The organism is Chryseobacterium sp. C-71 (genome assembly GCF_020911865.1).
Lineage (GTDB): Bacteria > Bacteroidota > Bacteroidia > Flavobacteriales > Weeksellaceae > Chryseobacterium.
Genome location: NZ_CP087131.1, coordinates 2791352 through 2809109 on the forward strand (window position 1 = coordinate 2791352; position 17758 = coordinate 2809109).

The following is a 17758-nucleotide window of genomic DNA, read 5'->3' on the forward strand; positions in this document are numbered from 1 at the left end:
TTAATGTTTTAAATTGAAACGGGAATTATTTTTCAACTAATTTAGTGATGATATTTTCAACGGCATCAAAAATTTTCTGATTATCAAACTGTTTTTCAATATCCGTGAGATTTTCTTTAATTTTCGAAACAAATTCAGGTTCAGAAATAAATTTCTTCATCGCATCGTACATTTCGCTGGTTTCGTAATTGATGAGGTAGCCTGTTTTTTCATGACTGATCATTTCCGGAATTCCACCTACATTGGTTGAGATAATCGGTTTCTGAAGAATCAAAGAATCAGCAATGATCAGCGGCCAGCTTTCAGACTCAGAAGGGAGAATGAAGAAATCTGCATTTTTCACGTAAGGATAAGGATTCAGCAATGATCCTAAAAACTCAAAACTTTGAGTTACACCTAAACTTTCTGCCTGTTTTTTTAAATTTTCCTTCTCATCACCATCACCGATGACGGTAATGTGATGATCAAAGCCGTCTTTCAGCAATTGAGCATGTGCTTCCATCAATTTGTGAAAACCTTTGCGACTATGAAGTCTTGCTACAGAAACGAATATTGGCTTGTCTGGAAATTCAGGTTGAAAAGCTGTAGCCTTAGTTTTTAATTCTTCAATCGGAATTGCATTTAAAATAACCTGATTTTCAGGAATGTTTAAATTGGGATATGTTTCAATTAAAATATCTTTAGTCTGCTGAGATCCAAAAATGAAATAATCAAACTGTGGAATCTGCTTTAAAATGGCAGGAACCAACGGCTGTAATTTCGGAAGTGTGATGTCTGAATGAAACCAGCCTATTTTTTTTGAATTTTTATTAGTGGAATTTAAAACCGATGAAAATGCAGCATAAGTAGGCGCTATCTCAACTTCAAAATTTTCATTGAGTAATTTTCCGGCAATTTTGGGGTTCTTCTGAGCTTTTTGAAGTTTCAGTTTTCTTTTAGCCAGCTGTAATTTTTGAATGACAGAATTTTTAGAAAAATCTTCTTTTCCGTTTGCGATAAAAACTTTTCTTACATGTTTCGGGAATTCATCTCTAAGCTCGCCCTGATTGATATTTAAACAGACTGTCATCTCAAATTTTTCTTTATCAAGATGATTGAGCATGCTTAGAATTACTTTTTCAACACCACCCATTTCCATAGAACGGTGTCTGAAAAGAACTTTTATTTTATCTTTTTTCATCATTAGCTAAATAATTGTTGAACTAATATTCTCAACTTTTTTTGAATTCTGTACGGGATAGAATTTTGATATTCAAGCAGATCGTAAATCTGTTTGGGATCATTGAATTGGGAAGGAACTGTTTTTCCGTTAATTATTTTTAAATTTCTCCTTTGCATTGCAGTAAAAATGACTTTAGAAAAATATTCCCGTGACTTGGGTCTGTTGTCGTTCTGTGAAATGCCTCCGGGATGTGTTCTGTACAAATAATTGGCTTCGTCAATGAATTTCACTTTTCCCTTTTCGTACATTTTTAAGTATAAATCCTGATCTTCGGCAATCTTCATTTCGGTATTTATCTTATCTGTCGTTTCATAAATGTCTTTTCTGAAACACACAAAATGGACAATATGAACCGGGCAGTTGAAAAAATAAGGATCATTATTGGGAACCGGCATTGGATTCTTTGGAATGTCAATCTGCTTAAGATTTTCATCACATCTTACATATTTGGAATAGGTGAGTACAACCTCTTTCTGGTTTTTAAAAATTTCGATACTCGACTTTAAGGCATTGGGGGTAATAGCATCATCAGGATCTACGAAACCACAAATTTCTCCTGTCGCCAATTCTATCAGTTTACTTTTGGTAATGCCTACGCCGCTGTTGTTTTCGTTTTTAAAAATTTTAAAACGGTGATCATCCCCAATAATTGACTTGATGACTTCTAAAGAATCGTCTGTAGAAGAATCGTCAAGGATTACAGCCTCCCAATTGTCATTACTTTGAGCAATAATAGAATCGTAGCAGTTCCTGAAAAACTTTCCATTATTGTAGTTGGCAATGAGTATCGAGAACTTCATCAGTGTGAGAGGATTTTGTATTAATAAATTTTCACAAAGATAATTATTCTTAAAAATTATTAATAAGATAAAAATCTTTATTTTTGCAACATTAAAACAAACACTGTGAGCGAAATAACTAGAGTTCTCAAAACTTTTATAGGCTATCTGAAACGTCCGGATCTTTATCCTGAGCTGGGTAGAAAAATTATCAAAAATACTTTTAACAGAAACAGCGCCTTCAAAGGAAAAGAAAAAACTAACCTTTGGGCTTCACAAATTGCGATCACCCAAAAAGATGCTATTAATAAACTGTTTGACGTTGAATTTCAGCCTTTTTCAGAAAAATATCCTCAGGAATTTAAAAAAGCTTTAGACATACAAAATGCCTGTCCGATAAAAATGGGAGGTGCAGGTGCTTTAGAACTTTTATACAGTGCTTGCGAATTCACTCAGGCAAAAACCGTGATAGAAACCGGTGTTGCTTATGGATGGAGTTCTTTTGCTACACTTACATCTCTGCAAAAAAGAAACGGAACTCTGTACAGTTCAGATATGCCGTATTTAGGTCAAAATGGTGACCAATATGTAGGTTGTGTAGTGCCGGAAAACTTAAGAATAAACTGGAAACTCTTCCGTCATGCCGACCGCGAATCTTTACCGAAAATTTTAAAAGAAAGCGGCGAAATAGATGTTGTGCATTATGATTCTGACAAATCTTATGAAGGAATGAGATGGGCTTACGACACGCTTTATCCACGATTAAGAAAAGGAGGTGTCTTCATTTCTGATGACATTAATGACAACTCGGCTTTCCAAGATTTTTGTGAGCAGGAAAAAATCGCTCCTACCGTGGTGGAATTTGAAGGGAAATTTGTAGGAGTTTTTGTGAAGTAAATTTTTAAAGATTTAAAAGTAAAATATCAGAAAGAAACACATATAAAGTATGAAAATAAATTTACAGAAAAAATTCTTGATTCTGTTCTGCATTCTGATATTCGTCTTATATCTTTTATGTATTTACTTTTATCCCAAAACAAGAGATGAATTCTACTATCTTGTAAACGATCACTCTACAGTAATAGCTGAATTTTCGAACTCTTACTTTAATGTGAATGCAAGAATAGGACAGTTTTTTTCTAATTTGTCGGGAAGAAGTATGCTAGCAAACCTTATTACAAGTGGACTTATGTTTGTGAATTTTTTTTATTTAAGTTTTTTGACAGTTTTCAGAACTTTCCCCACAGCAAATAGCCTTAATCTAAAAAAAAGCATAATAATATCCGGATTGTTTATTTTTTTAATAAACTACTTCGGTGAAATGTTCTTTTATGTGCCTTATAGTACCAATTATACTTTAACAAATGTTTTTTACTTATTGTATATTTTTGTCATAATAGAATATTTTATTTACAATAGAGACCTTTTTAGTTTATATAAAATTCCCGTGTGGCTAATTATCGTATTCGGAATTTTTACAGGAATGGGAAATGAGCATGTGCCTCCCGCTTTACTGTTACTTACAGGATTGTTATTTTTAAGTTTTATTATTAAAAACAAAAAGATTTTGCTCCCTTCGAAAAAGATAAGTTTTGCTTTCATAAGTGTTATAATTGGATATTTTATTTTGTTTTTTGCGCCTGCAAATAGAGTGAGATTCAAAAAAGAAGGGAAACAAGAGTTTGGGTTTAATATCGCAGATTACTTTGGAAATTTAAAGCTAATTTCAAAAATTTATTATTATTATAACTTCGAATTGTTGATTTTTCTAGGCATAATATCCACTGTCGTAATTCTTTTATTTGTTCGAAGAAAAATTGAGAAAAGCTTAATTTTTGAATTGCTTTCTTACATATTCTTAGCTTTAGTATGTATTTTTATAACAGCTTATTCTCCTATTATCGGTACGCGATTACTTTTTTTTAGCAATGTTTTATTTATATTGTCAGGATTTATTATTCTGTTTAGAAATAATCATTCGTTTTTTACGAGTTCAACAAAAACTAATTTAGCAACTATATTAGTTGGGTTATTTGTAGGAACATATTTTATTTCAGCTTTTATGATTTCTAAGAATGCTAATGAAAATTACTGTAAAGTAATGACCGAGATTGAAAACAAAGCAAAATCTTCAAAGAATGTCATTATTGAAAAATCGTTTGATTATCAAATGAGTATTTTTGGTAAATTGAATAGAAAAGTTTTACTTGATACCGGCGAAAGCTATATCGATACAGACAATAAAAGCAATACTCCTGTAGAGAAAAACATTATTTATTTTTTTAAAATTAATACGATAAAGTCTGAAAAGTAAATGATGAAAAATAAAAATATTTTAATAGCCGTTCCCTGCTTTAACGAAGAAAAACGTTTACCATTACAAGATTTTGTTGATTATATATGCAATAACGAACAAGTATTTTGCTTTATAAATGATGGTAGTACAGACAGAACCATTGATGTTTTAACTCAACTTAAAACCAAATTTCCTGATAAAGTGATTGTTGTTGACAGCAAAATAAATTTAGGAAAGTCAAATGCTTTACAATATGGATATCAGTCTGTAAAAAATCATGATTTTACTCATTTTGCATACTTAGATGCAGATTTAGCTACGCCAATAGAAGAAATCATCAGAATGTCAGATTACCTCGATAATCAGGTAGAGTTTGTATTTGGGTCGAGAGTCAACAGAATAGGAAGTAATATTAAAAGAAAGCTGTATCGTCACCTGATAGGACGTTTTTTTGCAACTATTAACAGTTTATTATTGCGTATTCCGGTTTATGATACTCAATGCGGTGCGAAAATTATATCTAAAGAACTTTCTGAAGAAGTATTTGTTCGAAAATTTGATACAAACTGGGTATTTGATGTAGAAATATTTTTTAGAATTTTACAGTTTAAGAAAGGAAGTGATATCAATATTTATGCAAAAGAAATACCTCTTGAAGTTTGGACTGATATTGGTGTATCTAGCATTAAACCGAAACATTATTTTGGTATTTTCACAGACCTCTTTAAAATTTATAGAATTTATAGATAAGGAAGTAGAATGAATATTAAGAAAACATTTTTTATTTTAAATTAAAAACCTTTCAAAGATTGAATACCAACAAGCTAATAACAAATGCAGACGATTTTGGATGGTCAAAAGGTGTGAATCAGGCAATTCTTCTTGCAAGCAATGAAGGATATCTTTCACATGCAAGCCTCATGGCAAATACAGAAGATTTTACTCATGCTATAAATGAGGTCATTCCTAATGCTCCTAAGCTCAAAGTTGGATTGCATGTAAATTTAACTTGCAGTAAAGCACTATCCGGAAAGAGTTTAATCACAGATAAAGAAGGTTTTCTAAACAATACTTTTTTAAAATTATTCTTTCTGCGAAAATCGAAAAATGCTCTTGAAAAGATAGAAAATGAAATTGAGCTACAGATAAAAAAATTAATAGAATATAACATCCATATTTCTCATATTGACGGTAATGAACATGTTCATATTATTCCTTCCATCAACAAAATTGTGCGGAGGCTGGCAAAAAAATATAATATTGAAAGAGTGAGAGAGATTAATGAAAGATTTTCAACGACTTTTAAGTACAATCTTAGAACAGCGAGTTTTTCTAATGTTATCAAACTCTTCCTCCTAAAGTTTTTGAATAGTTTTAATTCTAATAAAAATGAAATTGAGTTTTACACAATTTTAAATACTTGTGAGATCAACTCTCAAAACCTTTTCACTTATTTGCAAGCACAGGAAGGAAAAACAATTGAAGTGATGCTTCACCCGTCTTTAGTTCAGTTTAATGATAATCTGGATAGTCTGAATCCTCGATTTTTAGATTTTTTCACTTCAGATTTCAGAAAAAAAGAATTTGAACTTTGTTTTGATAAAAAATTTAAAGACTATAAATTCTTAGAATAAGTTTCAAGAATTCAAAATAGCTCATTCCTGAAATTAATATTATATAATCCTGATTTTATACTCTGGAAATCTGTAAGTAAATATTTCGCAATCATTCCCCATTTTTTTAAAAGAGGAGCCTGTGCAATTTCCCAGCTTCTGTGGGTTCTTTTGATGTGAAGCTGTATGTCTTCAGACATCATTTTCTCGCTTTGAGCCCATTCATTTACAGCCCTCCACAATAGTACTCTGGTGTTTGAAGGTTTTACTTTTTTTGCATCAACTTGTGTAATTCTGTTGCTCTCATGCACACCTCTCATGGCAACGGCATTGTCCAGGATTCCGGGATAAAAGTTGAGGTAATATGAACTTCGAAATAGGAGCTCAGTATCCTGATGTAACCTTAAATGTGTTTTAAATAACGGCTGTACCTTTTCAAGCAAAGGTTTTTTTCTGATTGTTAAAGCATCGATACTGAAAAGGCCAAAACTTCCGAGCATATTTAGCTGACCCGGGAAAACATCTTCAGGTGCATGTTTTTTATAAACGGTTGTTAAACGGTCGCCAAACAATGAATAATATTGATCCTTTGCTTTTTCTGAATAATAATGCACACCCAAAGCACCGTAAACAGCATCAACTTCATCATTTTTGAACAATTCTCTTTCAGCATCAAAACGGTTCGGAAGATAGTAGTCATCTGCATCCAGAAAAGCAATGAAATCTCCCGTAGATTTTTCGATTCCTAAGTTTCGGCTTGCTCCGGCACCGTGGTTTTTTTTGTCGGGATGCTGATACAATTTTACTCTTTCATATTGCTCTGCCAATTTTTCACAAGCTTCGAGAGCATTGTCCGGGGATTGGTCTTCAACCAAAATTATTTCGTACACTTCCTCAAACTGAAGAGCAGATTCTACAGCTTGCCTGATATATTTTTCGGCATTGTAAACAGGAGTGATAACGGAGATTTTCATGATGATGATTTTAAACTTTGATTTTTAATTTTAAGTACTCTGTTAGCTTCTTTTCTATAAAAAGATAAAGAACTGATGATAAAACAATAACAAGTATAATCTTTAAAATAAAATAAGGGATGATAAAGGTTTCATTTGGGATAATTCTTCTTGAAAAAATTTCAACAAATGAGTGGGATAGATATAATGAGTAAGAAATGTCTCCCAAAAAAATCAGAAATTTATTTCCCTTACTTTTAAAAGTATAATCGAACAGTAAAAAAGCTAAAACAAATAGTGAAACAATCACGAGCAAAATCATCTCATTCTTTATTTGAATAATATTAAAAAACATTAAAATAAATAAAAAAATGCCAAAAAGAGAAATAGGGAGAGCAACTTGTTTAGAAACTGAAAATTTATTAAAATAAAGCCCTAAAAGAATTCCTGAGATGAAATAGAGGTTGAGTTCGCTTGTAATCATCTTAAGATAGGCTGTCTCAAATTTAAAAATCACTCCTAAAACGTAAGAGGTTACAAAAAAACTAATGATGAAAAAATATCTTTCAGTTTTAAAGAAAAATGAAAGGCCGAAAATCAGATAGAAAAAAATTTCGTGGTTGAGAGACCACCCCAAATACAGTACTGGTAATTGATCTTCAAGCGGCAAAAAAAGTAAAGAATACATCAGTCTTTTTAACCCGACTCCTTCAGAATAGTATAAAATACTTCCTCCCAAGATAATCCACGCAAATGTGAGCAGGTAATATAATGGAATAATTCTGATGATTCTTTTTTTGAAAAATGAAATTATTTCTTTGGTTGTATTTTCTGCAAATTTGATTTTTTTAGTCGTGAAAACCATGATGAATCCACTTATGACAAAGAATATAGGTACTCCGATACTTCCTCTTCCGAAAAGAATTTCGCCAAGTTTAACATCACCCAAAATAAGTCCTTCACGTAAGTGAAAGCAGCAAACAAATAGTGCGGAAATTCCACGTAAAATCTGGAGATTATGAAGCTTCATACTTATTCAAATAGGTAAAACGATATTTTGTTTTTAAAATAGCGGGGTTTTTGAAAACTGTAATCAATAATGCCAATATTTTATTAAAATTATCTCTCTGTGAGAGATCAAATGCTTTATGTTGAAGATAGATTCTTTCCTTCGCATCAGAATCCAGTTTTTGAGTTTTAGACCATTCAAACAGTGATTTCCAAAGGAGAAACTGTCTTTCATTATATTTTTTAGAATACAGCTTAATTTTTGTAATGCGATTGTCGTCATGTACGCCACGAATAGCAATTGCTTTATCAATAATTCCGGTTTTCAGATGACAATGGTAAGCGAGTTTTATAATAAAATCAGAATCCTGATGTACCCGAAGATCTTTATTGAAAAATAAATTGTATTTGATAAGCGAAGACCGTCTTACTGTAAGTGTATTCAAATGAAAAAAAGAACCGAAAATCTTAGTTGAAAGTCCGAGAAGTCCATCAAAAATATCGTTTCCTTCTGCCTGATATTGTACCGTCGTTAAATCATTGTTTTTAAATTTTTCCTGAAATTCGGCTTTCCCTTTTTCGGATAAATACTCTACCCCAAGTGCACCAAAAACTCCTTCAACTTTAGAATCTTTGAAAATTTCTTTTTCTGTATCAAAACGGTTGGGAAGATAATAATCATCTGCATCTAGAAATGCAATATATTCTGAGCTTGCATTTTCTATCCCCAGATTTCTTGTTGCTCCTGCTCCATGATTTCCCTTGTCAGGATGTTGGTAAAGCTTTATTTTTGAGTTTTCGGAAACTAATTGTTCACAAAGTGATAAAGAATCATCCGTAGAATGATCTTCTGCTAAGATGACTTCCTTTACGTCATCTAGTTGTAATGCAGAATTCACCGCTTTACGCAGATATAAAGAGGCATTGTAAACTGGAATGATGACAGAAATATTTAATTTCATAAGAAAGATTTATTATTGTTTGCCCACAATGCCAGTTGTAAAAGATTCCAATGCTTTTGCCCTTTGTCTAGAAACTTCTGTGTAGCATCAAAATTTATAAAATCAAACACTTTTTGATTTTTATTTTTAAGCAAATCATTGGAAAGGTTGATTAGGTTTTCTTCTTTAAACCAGTCTTCCACGTGCATTCCAAAGCCTTGTTTTTTTCTGGTTTTTATGGTTTCCGTCCAATAAGAATTCATTGATTCACGAAGGATAATTTTATCATGCTCAGTATTTAGTTTGAGTTGTTCGGGAAGCTGAATACAGAATTCTGCAAAGTCAATATCCAAAAATGGTGTTCTCACTTCTAAAGAATTTGCCATAGCCATTCTATCAGATTTCACCATCATATTTCCAGGGACATATTTTTCAAGATCAACCCTCATGATGTCGTTTAAAGAATTGGGATTAGCTTCAAAACTATAATCCTGATGATAGTTAGCCGTTATACCCAATGAGCTTCTTTCTGATTGATCAAAAGAGTTTCTTACAGAATTTTGATGAAAATCTAAGATGTTTTTGTGTTCTAAGTTTTTTTGAGAGACATAAGATATCTGTCTCAGATTTTGATACAATTTCATCCCGAATTTGGCGGCGATATTATTGTAACTGAAGTGGTTTTTTAATTCATTTTCTGTTCTGTAAAAATTATAGCCACCAAATAATTCGTCTCCTGCGTCTCCTGATAATACTACAGTTAAGTTTTGTCTGGCATTTTTACAGATTTCAAAATGCGCAAGAAAGGAACGGTCTGCAAATGGTTCGTCAAAATAAGGGGTGATGTTTAACAATGAAGTGGCGAGGTCTTTCTTTTTTTCGTGAATTTCAATATGTTTGGTTTGATACCTTTCTGCGATTTCTTTGGCATACTTCAGTTCGCTGTCTTCATGATCGTAACCAAAACTAATGGTTGTCTGATGAGGTAGAAATTCATGAACTAATGCCACAATTGAGGAAGAATCTAGCCCGCCACTTAAAAAGCTTCCTACTTCTACATCGGCAATCAATTGTTTTTGAACAGCATTCTTCAGAAGATAAACAAATTCTTCTCTTGCTTCAGATAAGCTTATTTCTCTGTCTTTTGATGGTAAACTGTAATATCTTGTTACAGATATTTTGCCATCTTTATAAACCAGCTGATGAGCAGGTGGTAAGGTTTGAATATTCTCATAGATACATTGGTAGGTATTCACATAGCCATACTGCAGATAATGGGAAAGAGCTTCCTGATTAACTTTAGGCTGTAATAATCCGGATGCAAGAATTGCATTAATTTCAGATGCAAAGATAAATTCATTATTGGTACCAATAGCATAATAAAAAGGTTTCTCTCCGAAACGATCTCTGGCGCAGAAAAGTTGTTGTTTTTCTTCATCCCAGATGGCAAATGCAAACATTCCGGGAAGGTCATGAATCAGTTTTTCTTTCTTTTTTTGATACATGGCAAGAATCACTTCTGTATCTGAGCCACCACGGTAAGGATAGTCTGAATGGAGGGTTTTTATAGTTTGATAACCATAAATCTCCCCATTGAGAACAATACATTCGTTATTGGTATTCGAAAACATGGGTTGTTTTCCGTTTTCTGAAAGATCAATGATGGAAAGACGGCGATGGCCTAATGCAGCATTTTCATAATATTCATGATGCCCAGAATCAGGACCGCGGTGCGCAATGGCATCGGTCATATTCCGCAGTTCATGACTGTAGTTTTTAGCATTTGCTGATATGATTCCTGCTATTCCGCACATAATTTGTTATTTAAAAAAGTTTTTAATCAAACTTACCACCTTGTTGATTTCTGGTTCTGATAGATCATAATATAATGGAAGTCTCAATAGAGTATTTTCAAAATTGTCTGAATTTTGCAAACTTCTTCCATCATGTTTATCAGTATAATAATCGCTCTTATGAAGCGATAGATAATGGAAAACAGATAAAACATTGTTATCTTTAAGATATTTAATCATTTTAGACCTCTGTTCAATGTTCTCAAAAATTAAATAAAACATGTGCGCATTATTAGTCGCATATTCAGGGATGTGAGGTAATTGTACAAAAGAAACATCTTTCAAATTTTTATAGTACTGATTCCATATTTGCAATCTTTTTTGCTGAATTTTTTTTAAATTTTCTAGCTGCGCCCAGAGAAATGCTGAAATTATTTCACTAGGTAAAAAAGATGAGCCGGTATCTACCCATCCGTATTTATTGATTTCCCCTCTGAAAAACTGACTTCTGTTTGTTCCTTTCTCCCAAATGACTTCTGCACGGTCAATATATTGTTCGTCATTTATGGTTAGCATACCTCCTTCGCCTGAAATTATATTTTTGGTTTCATGAAAAGAAAATGCTCCAAGATGTCCGATGCTGCCTAGTGCTTTTTTTGTGCCGTCAGAAAAAGTGTAAAAGCTGTCGATAGCTTGTGCAGCATCTTCGATCACAATCAGTTGATGACGCTCAGCTATATGCATTATTTTTTCCATGTCACAGGCTATTCCTGCATAATGAACAACCACAATAGCCTTAGTTTTTAATGTTATTAAGCTCTCAATTTGATCAGCATCAATATTGGGATTATCATTGTATGAATCTGCAAATATTATTTTGGCTCCTTGTCTCACAAAAGCCAAAGCAGTGGAAACAAAAGTATAACTGGGAATAATAACTTCGTCACCAGCTTCAATATTGGCAAGTATAGCTGCCATCTCAAGTGCATCTGTACAGGAGGTTGTTAATAGTACTTTTCCAAATTTATATTGATCCTCAAAAAAATGCTGGCATTTCTGCGTGAAAATTCCATTACCTGAGATCTTTCCGGATTGTACGGCTTCTTCTATATATTGGGTTTCTTTTCCTGTTAAAAATGGTTTATTAAATGGAATCATATAGTTATGAGTTTCTAAAGTGGTTTAAATATTCAGAAGGATGTTTTTATTTAAAGTTGTAAATGTATATTTTTCCCCAATATTTGGAAGATATTTCATTATGCAATTCGAGGTAGGAGTTGGTCAGAGGGATTGTTGAAAGAATATATTTTATTTCCAAATCATCGGCTGCCGCTTTATCAATTTCTAATTCTTTCGGCTTTTTTGAATATTTTTGTAAAACCTGTTCACCAATTCTGAAACCATCTGTAAAAACAAAATTCTGACTCATATAAGCGTCATACTTAATTTGAAGATCTGTGTTTTTGTTTAATATGGGTGTAATAAGTTTTCTGAATTTCTGTTTATAGGATTTTTCGTAATAAGGAAAATAACCATCTGCGGTGTAGTAGCCATGGTATTGAGCTGCCGCAGGATCAAATCCGTAACTGATGACTCGATATTTCGATTTGTCCTTTGGTAATAACTTAGAAATTTTTTCAAATTCTTCATTCATATAATAGTCTTTAAATGAAAAATAGTACTGTCTGAAAGAATGTCTTATATTTTGATAAGGTATATTAATTCTTAGCACAGTATAAAGATTGACAAGAAGAAAAAATATTAGCGCAATGTTAATTGTTTTTTTATTCATTTTGCTAAAATCTTCAAGAATAAAAATCAATATTATATACCAAAGCAGACCGTTAAAAAAATAAAATCTATATAGCGTAAGACCAAATAAAAAATCAAGTTTTAAAGCTTTTACAATTTCAGGAAACATATTGATATTGAAGTAGGAAAAGAAACAGGTAAATACAATTAAACAAAAAAGGGTAATGGCTTTCCTGATATTTTTTAAAGGTATAAAAAAAGCAATTATACAATAGATAACAAATGCAATGATCATAAACTGATGTCTTGCCGGAGCATGAGAGGCGTTTTCTGTCCAGAATCTTTCGAAAACTGTTTTCAGGCCTGTTTTCCAAATCAATTCACCAGTAATACCGATATTTCTATTGGAAACGAAAGTTGGATGGAGGGTTTCAAGGATAAAGCGATAATTGGTTACCAGATAGCCTACGCCCAAAAGCAAAACAAAAATAAAAGCCGAAAATTGTATTTTCTTAGTGCTAATACTGTTACATAAAGTACAGATCAATAAAAGAAAAATGAGAAACATCCCGTAAACGATAAAGCTTGAATAGAAAATGTAAAAAGCTGCAAACAGATAATAGAGAAAATGAATACGTTCGCCTTTTAGAGTTTTTAGGAAGATTAGTATAATTATCGGTGCGGCAGCGGTACTGATACCACCAAACTGCCAAAAATTAAGAAGCGCAAAAGTTATAGATACAATTATTAAAAGAACGTTGTTGATTTTTGGACTTATATATTTTCCCAATAAAATAAGAGAAAGATATGCGGTAATAGAAATTAGCAAACTGTTTATTACAAGAGCATAAAAAGGAGTGAAAATTTTGTATAAAACATAAATGAAATCCAATTCATTTCCGTAGCTGACTCTATATTGATTTTCGATGTTGGGTAGTAATGTTTCGTTGGCTGAAAATGATAATCCGCTTTCTGAAAGAATTTTTAACCAGACAGCATTAGAATCCAAGTAGTCTGCCGGAGAACCTAAGTACGAATTCTCACCGAAAATAAAAAAAGGAATGTATAGAAGAAGAATGAGTGCCAGTCCACTTCCGATAATCAGCTTGTTTCTCATGTTATTTTTTCCAGAAATGTTTTAAGATGATACGCTCCTGCACAGCATACCCCATTTTTTGATAAAAATTACACGCACCCACATTTTGTTCCTGTGTTGGAATATCCATTGTGCCTATTCCATTTTCTATACAGTAATTTTCAGCTCTCTGTAGCAAACATGTGCCGATTCCTTTTCCCTGCAGCAAAGGGTGTGTTGCGATGAGACCTATCTTTGCTGTTTTTCCACTTTTCTGAACCGTTACAAAACCTGTTGCTCCCAAATTCTCATCCATTGTGAAAAAAGTTTTAACCGCAAATGTTTTATTGAGGCTGTTAATCACCCAAAGGTTATATAGTTCTTTAAATTTCGTTTCACCAAAGCCCGGATCAAGCAAAAATCTGCTGTATTTTCCACTTTCATAGGCGAGCTGAAAAAAATATTTATCTTCCTTCGGGAAACAATCAGTGTCAAAAATTTCATGAGAAATTTCGTGGGCTATTTCATTTAAATATTTTGAGAAAATAACTTTAGTCTCCTTGAATGTTTCCTCAAAACCTTGTGTTTCGATGTGTAAATCCTGATGTTGTTTAGTTACAATTAAATCATAATGATTGCTTTGGAACTCAGGATTTTCCAACTCATCACCATTTGTGATATGTAATTCTGCAATATTTTTAGAAAAAAAATTGCTGTCCCATTTTAGTTTAGTTAGATTATTCTTCATCAATAATATAGACAGGTCTGTTTTTAGTCTGATTAAATGTTTTCCCAAGATAAATGCCTATAACCCCAAGACACATGAAGGTTACTCCAAACAAAAACCATATAGACAAAATAAGTGAGCTATAGCCGGGTTCTTTTATTTGCCCCAGAAAAGTTTTTATTAATACCCATAAACCTCCAACAAAAGAAGATAGAGAAATTATTGCCCCGAAACCGATAAATAACTTTAATGGTTTGTCTGAAAAGGAAACAATTACATTAAAAGCCAGAGATATAAGCTTTCCTAAGGAATAAGACGATTCTCCTTCATCTCTTTCCTGATGCTCCACAGCAACTGTGGTTGCTCTATAGCCCACCCAATTGATAAAAAGCGGAAAAAATTTTATGTAATCGCCAACTTGTAGCACATTATTTATGACCTTTCGATTATAAATTCCAAAATTAGCAACCTCGTTGTTAATTTTAATTCCGGCTAAATAATTGAAAACTTTATAAAATGTTTTTGAACTTAGTTTTTTTAATCGGCCATCTTTTCTTTCAACTCTGCTAGCCTGAACGATATCATATCCTTCAAGTGTTTTAGTATACAGTTTTTCAATTTCTTTGGGCTGATCTTGGAGGTCACAGTCCATGACAACTATCCAATCTCCTTTACTTTTAGCCAAACCTGCCATGATTGTTGCGTGCTGTCCAAAATTCCTGCTTAATCTGTATATTTTTAGATTGTTATGGCTTTTGGCTAAAGATCTCATCATTTCCCAAGAATGATCAGGGCTTCTGTCATCAACTAAAATAATTTCATAATCCTGATGCATCTTTTTCATAACAGCCTCTATCTCTTCTACCAGATTGGGAAGAATTTTTTCAGCTCTATATACAGGACTTACAATACTAATCATTGGAGTTTAATTTTTAATAATTGAAAAATATTAAAGAGATGCCTTTTCACAAAAGAAATTGTCTTTTTTTGGACTTTCTGAATATCATCTTCCAGAAGTATAAGGATGCTGAGTTCCAGCCTGGGACTGTCGCATTGTGCTATTTCGATTTTTCATCAGTGACATATTGAGTTTTTATTTTTTTTCAGGGACTTTTTGAAGATCCAAATTTACACATTCAGAAAGGTTAATCCAACTTCTTTTACTTGGTTTCGCAATTCAGTTAGTTTTTTTTCATCTTTCACAATCTTACGGTATTTTTCCTGAAGTATCTTGTATCGGCTCCGGTTTCCTGTAAACATATTTTTTAGCATGCTTTGTCGCAGAGACTTTTTCTCAAGAAGTATGGCATTTGGAAGATTGGGGTTCATCATTTTGGTTTCTATACCAAGATCTGGATATTTTGCAGGATCTACTTTGCTTAATATTTGTTTACCATCATGTACAACCCTGCTTTCTGGCACCAGCAATACTTTTTTCTTATGGAAATGTACTCGGTTGGCATACTCTACATCTTCACCGTAATGGAAAAAATAAGGGTTGAATCCGCCAATGGTTTCTATGGTATTTCTTGGCAAAAGCCAATGTGCTGCATTGATGAAGCTTAATTCGTAATATGGCTTCATATTTTGAAAATAAAGATCAGAAATCAAGCGGGTCTTCTCAAAGTTAGTGGCGATATATTTGTCGAGAAAAATATCAAGCAGTTTTTCGCTTCCGTCCAAATGCATCGGGCTGAGAATGCCAATTTCTTCTTGTTTTGAATGGTTCTCAAATACCTCTAAAAGTTTCTGAATACTATCTTCGTACAACCATGCATCCTGATTCATCAGATAAAAAAAATCAGCTCCGTTTTTATAGGCTTTTTCAATTCCGATATTGTTGGCTCTTCCAAAACCTAAATTTTCCGTTGACTGTATAAAATCAACTTCGGGAAACCTGTTTTTAATAAATTCCTGACTGCCATCTGTAGAGCCATTGTCAATCACTATACAATCAAGCGGAACAGAAGACTGTCTCAAGCTGTTGAAACATCTTTCAGCCCATTTCATGGCATTGTAAGTGACAATAATGACAGTGATTTTCGGCATTTTATTTTTGGTAATATTCTGATATTAAGTTTCTGAGATACTGCTCTTTATCGGTAAGATTATTTTTCTTAAAGTAATCTTCAATTTTTGATACTTCAATTTCATATCCTGAACCCTCATTCTGCAAATGCAAAAGTGGTTCGGTCTGCAAAACATTAGAAATGGTTTCAGTAATTTCAATAATAGAGAAGTTTTGAAGATAAGCCAAATTGATGATGTGATTTGATTTGAAATTCTCTATGATTTCTTGTGTAATCTTACATACATCTCTTACATCGATCAGATTCCTTGTCGCTTTAGTGTGAACCGTAATTTTTGTTTCACTTTCTATAGCCCGTACAAGATAGTTCACAAGAAGGTTGGGGTTTCCACCTTTTCCCACGGCATTACTCACCCTTAAAATATAATATTGATCACACGAGTCTGCGATGATCTGTTCCATTTTAAGCTTGTGGAGAACATACTGACTGTTATTTTTTGAGGAATCGTAAATACTGCATGTAGAAAAATAAACAAAGGTTTTTTCCGGATTATCATCAATCGTGTTTTTTAAGAGATTATGTTCCCTCTCAAATTCTGAATCTCTTGTCTCCAAAGAATTAGAAACACCTGATGCGAAAAACAAAATGCCTTCCGAATCTATGCTTTTGAGAGCTTTGGCGATAAGTCCGTTTCCTATGATCATCTGTGTTTTTTATTAATGTCTTTTGAATACCTTATCAGTTGATAATATTTTTTCATCAAAAATAAGTGTTGTGCAAATTTAAGATGTTTAAAAGGATAAAATTGAAGTGAAAATAAAATATTCTTTAAATTAACCGGATAAAATTTAAAATATTGATATAAAAACCCGTCAAATACACTGGTTTCTGTTTCAGAATCGATTGTCTGATTAAATTTGATATTCAGGTTTTCTCTTACTTTAGTGGTAGCATCGAGCCAATTTTGATCTTGATTTCCTTTTGAGAAGTGTTGAATAAGAATATCATCAACGACAAAATTTTGAAATTTCTCTGAGACTCTCAAGCTGAAATCTAAATCATAGCCATGAAAACCTGTGAGATTTTGATTAAATTTAAATGGGGTATAATTTTCTTTTTTAATGGCCAAAAAAACTCCGTCGACTGCAAAGACAGGATTTCTTTTTTGTGGAGTTTTCAACTGACTTACATATTCATTATTGTTTTTGTTGCCCTGCAAAAGATGGAAGAAATTATATTTTTCAGATACCGTCCAGCTGCTCGGTGCGTGAGGTACATACGATGATCCTGCCACACCGATGATTCCTGTTTTATCGTCAGAAAGATGTTGTGCTAAAACGTTTCCCCAATTTTGTGTATGAAAAATTAAATCTTCATGCAAAAATAAGAGGTGATTGTACTGTGATTTTTCTGCTCCGTCATTATATGCTTTTGTGATGCTCATCAAATTAGGATTCCATATCTGGATAATCTCATATGAAAAGCCATCACCAATAGTCTCGCTGATGTTTTTTACCAGCTGATGATAATAAAGGGGTTGATATGATGAAATAATGATTGAGAGCATAC

General features: G+C 32.7%; 17 protein-coding genes. 4 read left to right on the forward strand and 13 right to left on the reverse strand.

From position 1 onward, the window contains the following. Positions 1-25 precede the first annotated feature (25 nt). On the reverse strand, positions 26-1183 hold the full coding sequence (locus LNP04_RS12785) for a glycosyltransferase (RefSeq protein WP_229983344.1): 1158 nt from the start codon (positions 1181-1183) through the stop codon (positions 26-28). Beyond that, entirely contained in the window at positions 1183-2022 is an 840-nt protein-coding gene (locus tag LNP04_RS12790) for a glycosyltransferase (protein ID WP_229983345.1), read from the reverse strand. The genes LNP04_RS12785 and LNP04_RS12790 overlap by 1 nt, the downstream gene beginning before the upstream one ends. A 105-nt stretch (positions 2023-2127) precedes the next feature. Between LNP04_RS12790 and LNP04_RS12795 the strand changes: the two genes are divergently transcribed. From LNP04_RS12795 to LNP04_RS12810, 4 genes are read left to right on the forward strand one after another with little or no spacing between them, the layout of a single operon-like run. Then, positions 2128-2898 carry an O-methyltransferase gene (locus tag LNP04_RS12795; RefSeq protein ID WP_229983346.1) on the forward strand — a complete coding sequence of 257 codons (771 nt, stop codon included), beginning with the start codon at positions 2128-2130 and terminating at the stop codon, positions 2896-2898. Between the two features lie 49 nt (positions 2899-2947). Further along, positions 2948-4315: a DUF6056 family protein gene (locus LNP04_RS12800; protein WP_229983347.1), complete on the forward strand. Its 1368-nt coding sequence runs from the start codon at positions 2948-2950 to the stop codon at positions 4313-4315. A gap of 3 nt (positions 4316-4318) precedes the next feature. Further along, positions 4319-5047, forward strand: a complete 729-nt coding sequence (locus tag LNP04_RS12805; protein ID WP_229983348.1) for a glycosyltransferase — start codon at positions 4319-4321, stop codon at positions 5045-5047. A 59-nt stretch (positions 5048-5106) separates the two neighbouring features. Next, positions 5107-5931 (forward strand): ChbG/HpnK family deacetylase, encoded by an 825-nt coding sequence (locus LNP04_RS12810; protein WP_229983349.1) that lies wholly within the window; start codon positions 5107-5109, stop codon positions 5929-5931. 11 nt (positions 5932-5942) lie between these two features. On the opposite strand, the gene LNP04_RS12815 is transcribed toward LNP04_RS12810, so the two are convergent. From LNP04_RS12815 to LNP04_RS12865, 11 genes are all read right to left on the reverse strand, one after another. Beyond that, positions 5943-6884 carry a glycosyltransferase family 2 protein gene (locus LNP04_RS12815; RefSeq protein ID WP_229983350.1) on the reverse strand — a complete coding sequence of 314 codons (942 nt, stop codon included), beginning with the start codon at positions 6882-6884 and terminating at the stop codon, positions 5943-5945. A gap of 10 nt (positions 6885-6894) precedes the next feature. Beyond that, complete coding sequence (locus LNP04_RS12820) at positions 6895-7893, reverse strand: acyltransferase (protein WP_229983351.1); 999 nt, start codon at positions 7891-7893, stop codon at positions 6895-6897. Then, positions 7880-8833 (reverse strand): glycosyltransferase family 2 protein, encoded by a 954-nt coding sequence (locus LNP04_RS12825; protein WP_229983352.1) that lies wholly within the window; start codon positions 8831-8833, stop codon positions 7880-7882. The genes LNP04_RS12820 and LNP04_RS12825 overlap by 14 nt, the downstream gene beginning before the upstream one ends. Continuing rightward, complete coding sequence (gene asnB, locus LNP04_RS12830) at positions 8830-10626, reverse strand: asparagine synthase (glutamine-hydrolyzing) (protein WP_229983353.1); 1797 nt, start codon at positions 10624-10626, stop codon at positions 8830-8832. Before asnB ends, LNP04_RS12825 begins: the two co-directional genes overlap by 4 nt. Positions 10627-10632: 6 nt before the next feature. Continuing rightward, positions 10633-11763, reverse strand: a complete 1131-nt coding sequence (gene rffA, locus LNP04_RS12835; protein WP_229983354.1) for a dTDP-4-amino-4,6-dideoxygalactose transaminase — start codon at positions 11761-11763, stop codon at positions 10633-10635. A gap of 46 nt (positions 11764-11809) precedes the next feature. After that, a complete protein-coding gene (locus LNP04_RS12840) occupies positions 11810-13474 on the reverse strand; it encodes a DUF6044 family protein (RefSeq protein ID WP_229983355.1) in 1665 nt (554 codons plus the stop codon). A 1-nt stretch (position 13475) separates the two neighbouring features. After that, a complete protein-coding gene (locus tag LNP04_RS12845; RefSeq protein WP_229983356.1) occupies positions 13476-14180 on the reverse strand; it encodes an N-acetyltransferase in 705 nt (234 codons plus the stop codon). Beyond that, positions 14170-15078: a glycosyltransferase family 2 protein gene (locus LNP04_RS12850; protein ID WP_229983357.1), complete on the reverse strand. Its 909-nt coding sequence runs from the start codon at positions 15076-15078 to the stop codon at positions 14170-14172. Before LNP04_RS12850 ends, LNP04_RS12845 begins: the two co-directional genes overlap by 11 nt. Before the next feature lie 209 nt (positions 15079-15287). Next, positions 15288-16208, reverse strand: coding sequence for a glycosyltransferase family 2 protein (locus tag LNP04_RS12855; protein ID WP_229983358.1), 921 nt, complete (start codon positions 16206-16208; stop codon positions 15288-15290). 1 nt (position 16209) lies between these two features. Further along, complete coding sequence (locus tag LNP04_RS12860) at positions 16210-16893, reverse strand: NAD(P)-dependent oxidoreductase (protein WP_229983359.1); 684 nt, start codon at positions 16891-16893, stop codon at positions 16210-16212. Next, a complete protein-coding gene (locus LNP04_RS12865) occupies positions 16890-17756 on the reverse strand; it encodes a glycosyltransferase (RefSeq protein ID WP_229983360.1) in 867 nt (288 codons plus the stop codon). Before LNP04_RS12865 ends, LNP04_RS12860 begins: the two co-directional genes overlap by 4 nt. Positions 17757-17758: the final 2 nt, after the last annotated feature.

What these genes read in the sequence shown, in the direction of transcription:
- LNP04_RS12815 (WP_229983350.1), bottom strand. Translation starts at nt 6,884, where the DNA reads ATGAAAATCTCCGTTATCACTCCTGTTTACAATGCCGAAAAATATATC.
- LNP04_RS12850 (WP_229983357.1), bottom strand. Translation starts at nt 15,078, where the DNA reads ATGATTAGTATTGTAAGTCCTGTATATAGAGCTGAAAAAATTCTTCCC.
- LNP04_RS12845 (WP_229983356.1), bottom strand. Translation starts at nt 14,180, where the DNA reads ATGAAGAATAATCTAACTAAACTAAAATGGGACAGCAATTTTTTTTCT.
- LNP04_RS12820 (WP_229983351.1), bottom strand. Translation starts at nt 7,893, where the DNA reads ATGAAGCTTCATAATCTCCAGATTTTACGTGGAATTTCCGCACTATTT.
- LNP04_RS12825 (WP_229983352.1), bottom strand. Translation starts at nt 8,833, where the DNA reads ATGAAATTAAATATTTCTGTCATCATTCCAGTTTACAATGCCTCTTTA.
- LNP04_RS12865 (WP_229983360.1), bottom strand. Translation starts at nt 17,756, where the DNA reads ATGCTCTCAATCATTATTTCATCATATCAACCCCTTTATTATCATCAG.
- LNP04_RS12840 (WP_229983355.1), bottom strand. Translation starts at nt 13,474, where the DNA reads ATGAGAAACAAGCTGATTATCGGAAGTGGACTGGCACTCATTCTTCTT.
- LNP04_RS12860 (WP_229983359.1), bottom strand. Translation starts at nt 16,893, where the DNA reads ATGATCATAGGAAACGGACTTATCGCCAAAGCTCTCAAAAGCATAGAT.
- LNP04_RS12790 (WP_229983345.1), bottom strand. Translation starts at nt 2,022, where the DNA reads ATGAAGTTCTCGATACTCATTGCCAACTACAATAATGGAAAGTTTTTC.
- LNP04_RS12855 (WP_229983358.1), bottom strand. Translation starts at nt 16,208, where the DNA reads ATGCCGAAAATCACTGTCATTATTGTCACTTACAATGCCATGAAATGG.
- LNP04_RS12805 (WP_229983348.1), top strand. Translation starts at nt 4,319, where the DNA reads ATGAAAAATAAAAATATTTTAATAGCCGTTCCCTGCTTTAACGAAGAA.
- LNP04_RS12800 (WP_229983347.1), top strand. Translation starts at nt 2,948, where the DNA reads ATGAAAATAAATTTACAGAAAAAATTCTTGATTCTGTTCTGCATTCTG.
- asnB (WP_229983353.1), bottom strand. Translation starts at nt 10,626, where the DNA reads ATGTGCGGAATAGCAGGAATCATATCAGCAAATGCTAAAAACTACAGT.
- LNP04_RS12785 (WP_229983344.1), bottom strand. Translation starts at nt 1,183, where the DNA reads ATGATGAAAAAAGATAAAATAAAAGTTCTTTTCAGACACCGTTCTATG.
- rffA (WP_229983354.1), bottom strand. Translation starts at nt 11,763, where the DNA reads ATGATTCCATTTAATAAACCATTTTTAACAGGAAAAGAAACCCAATAT.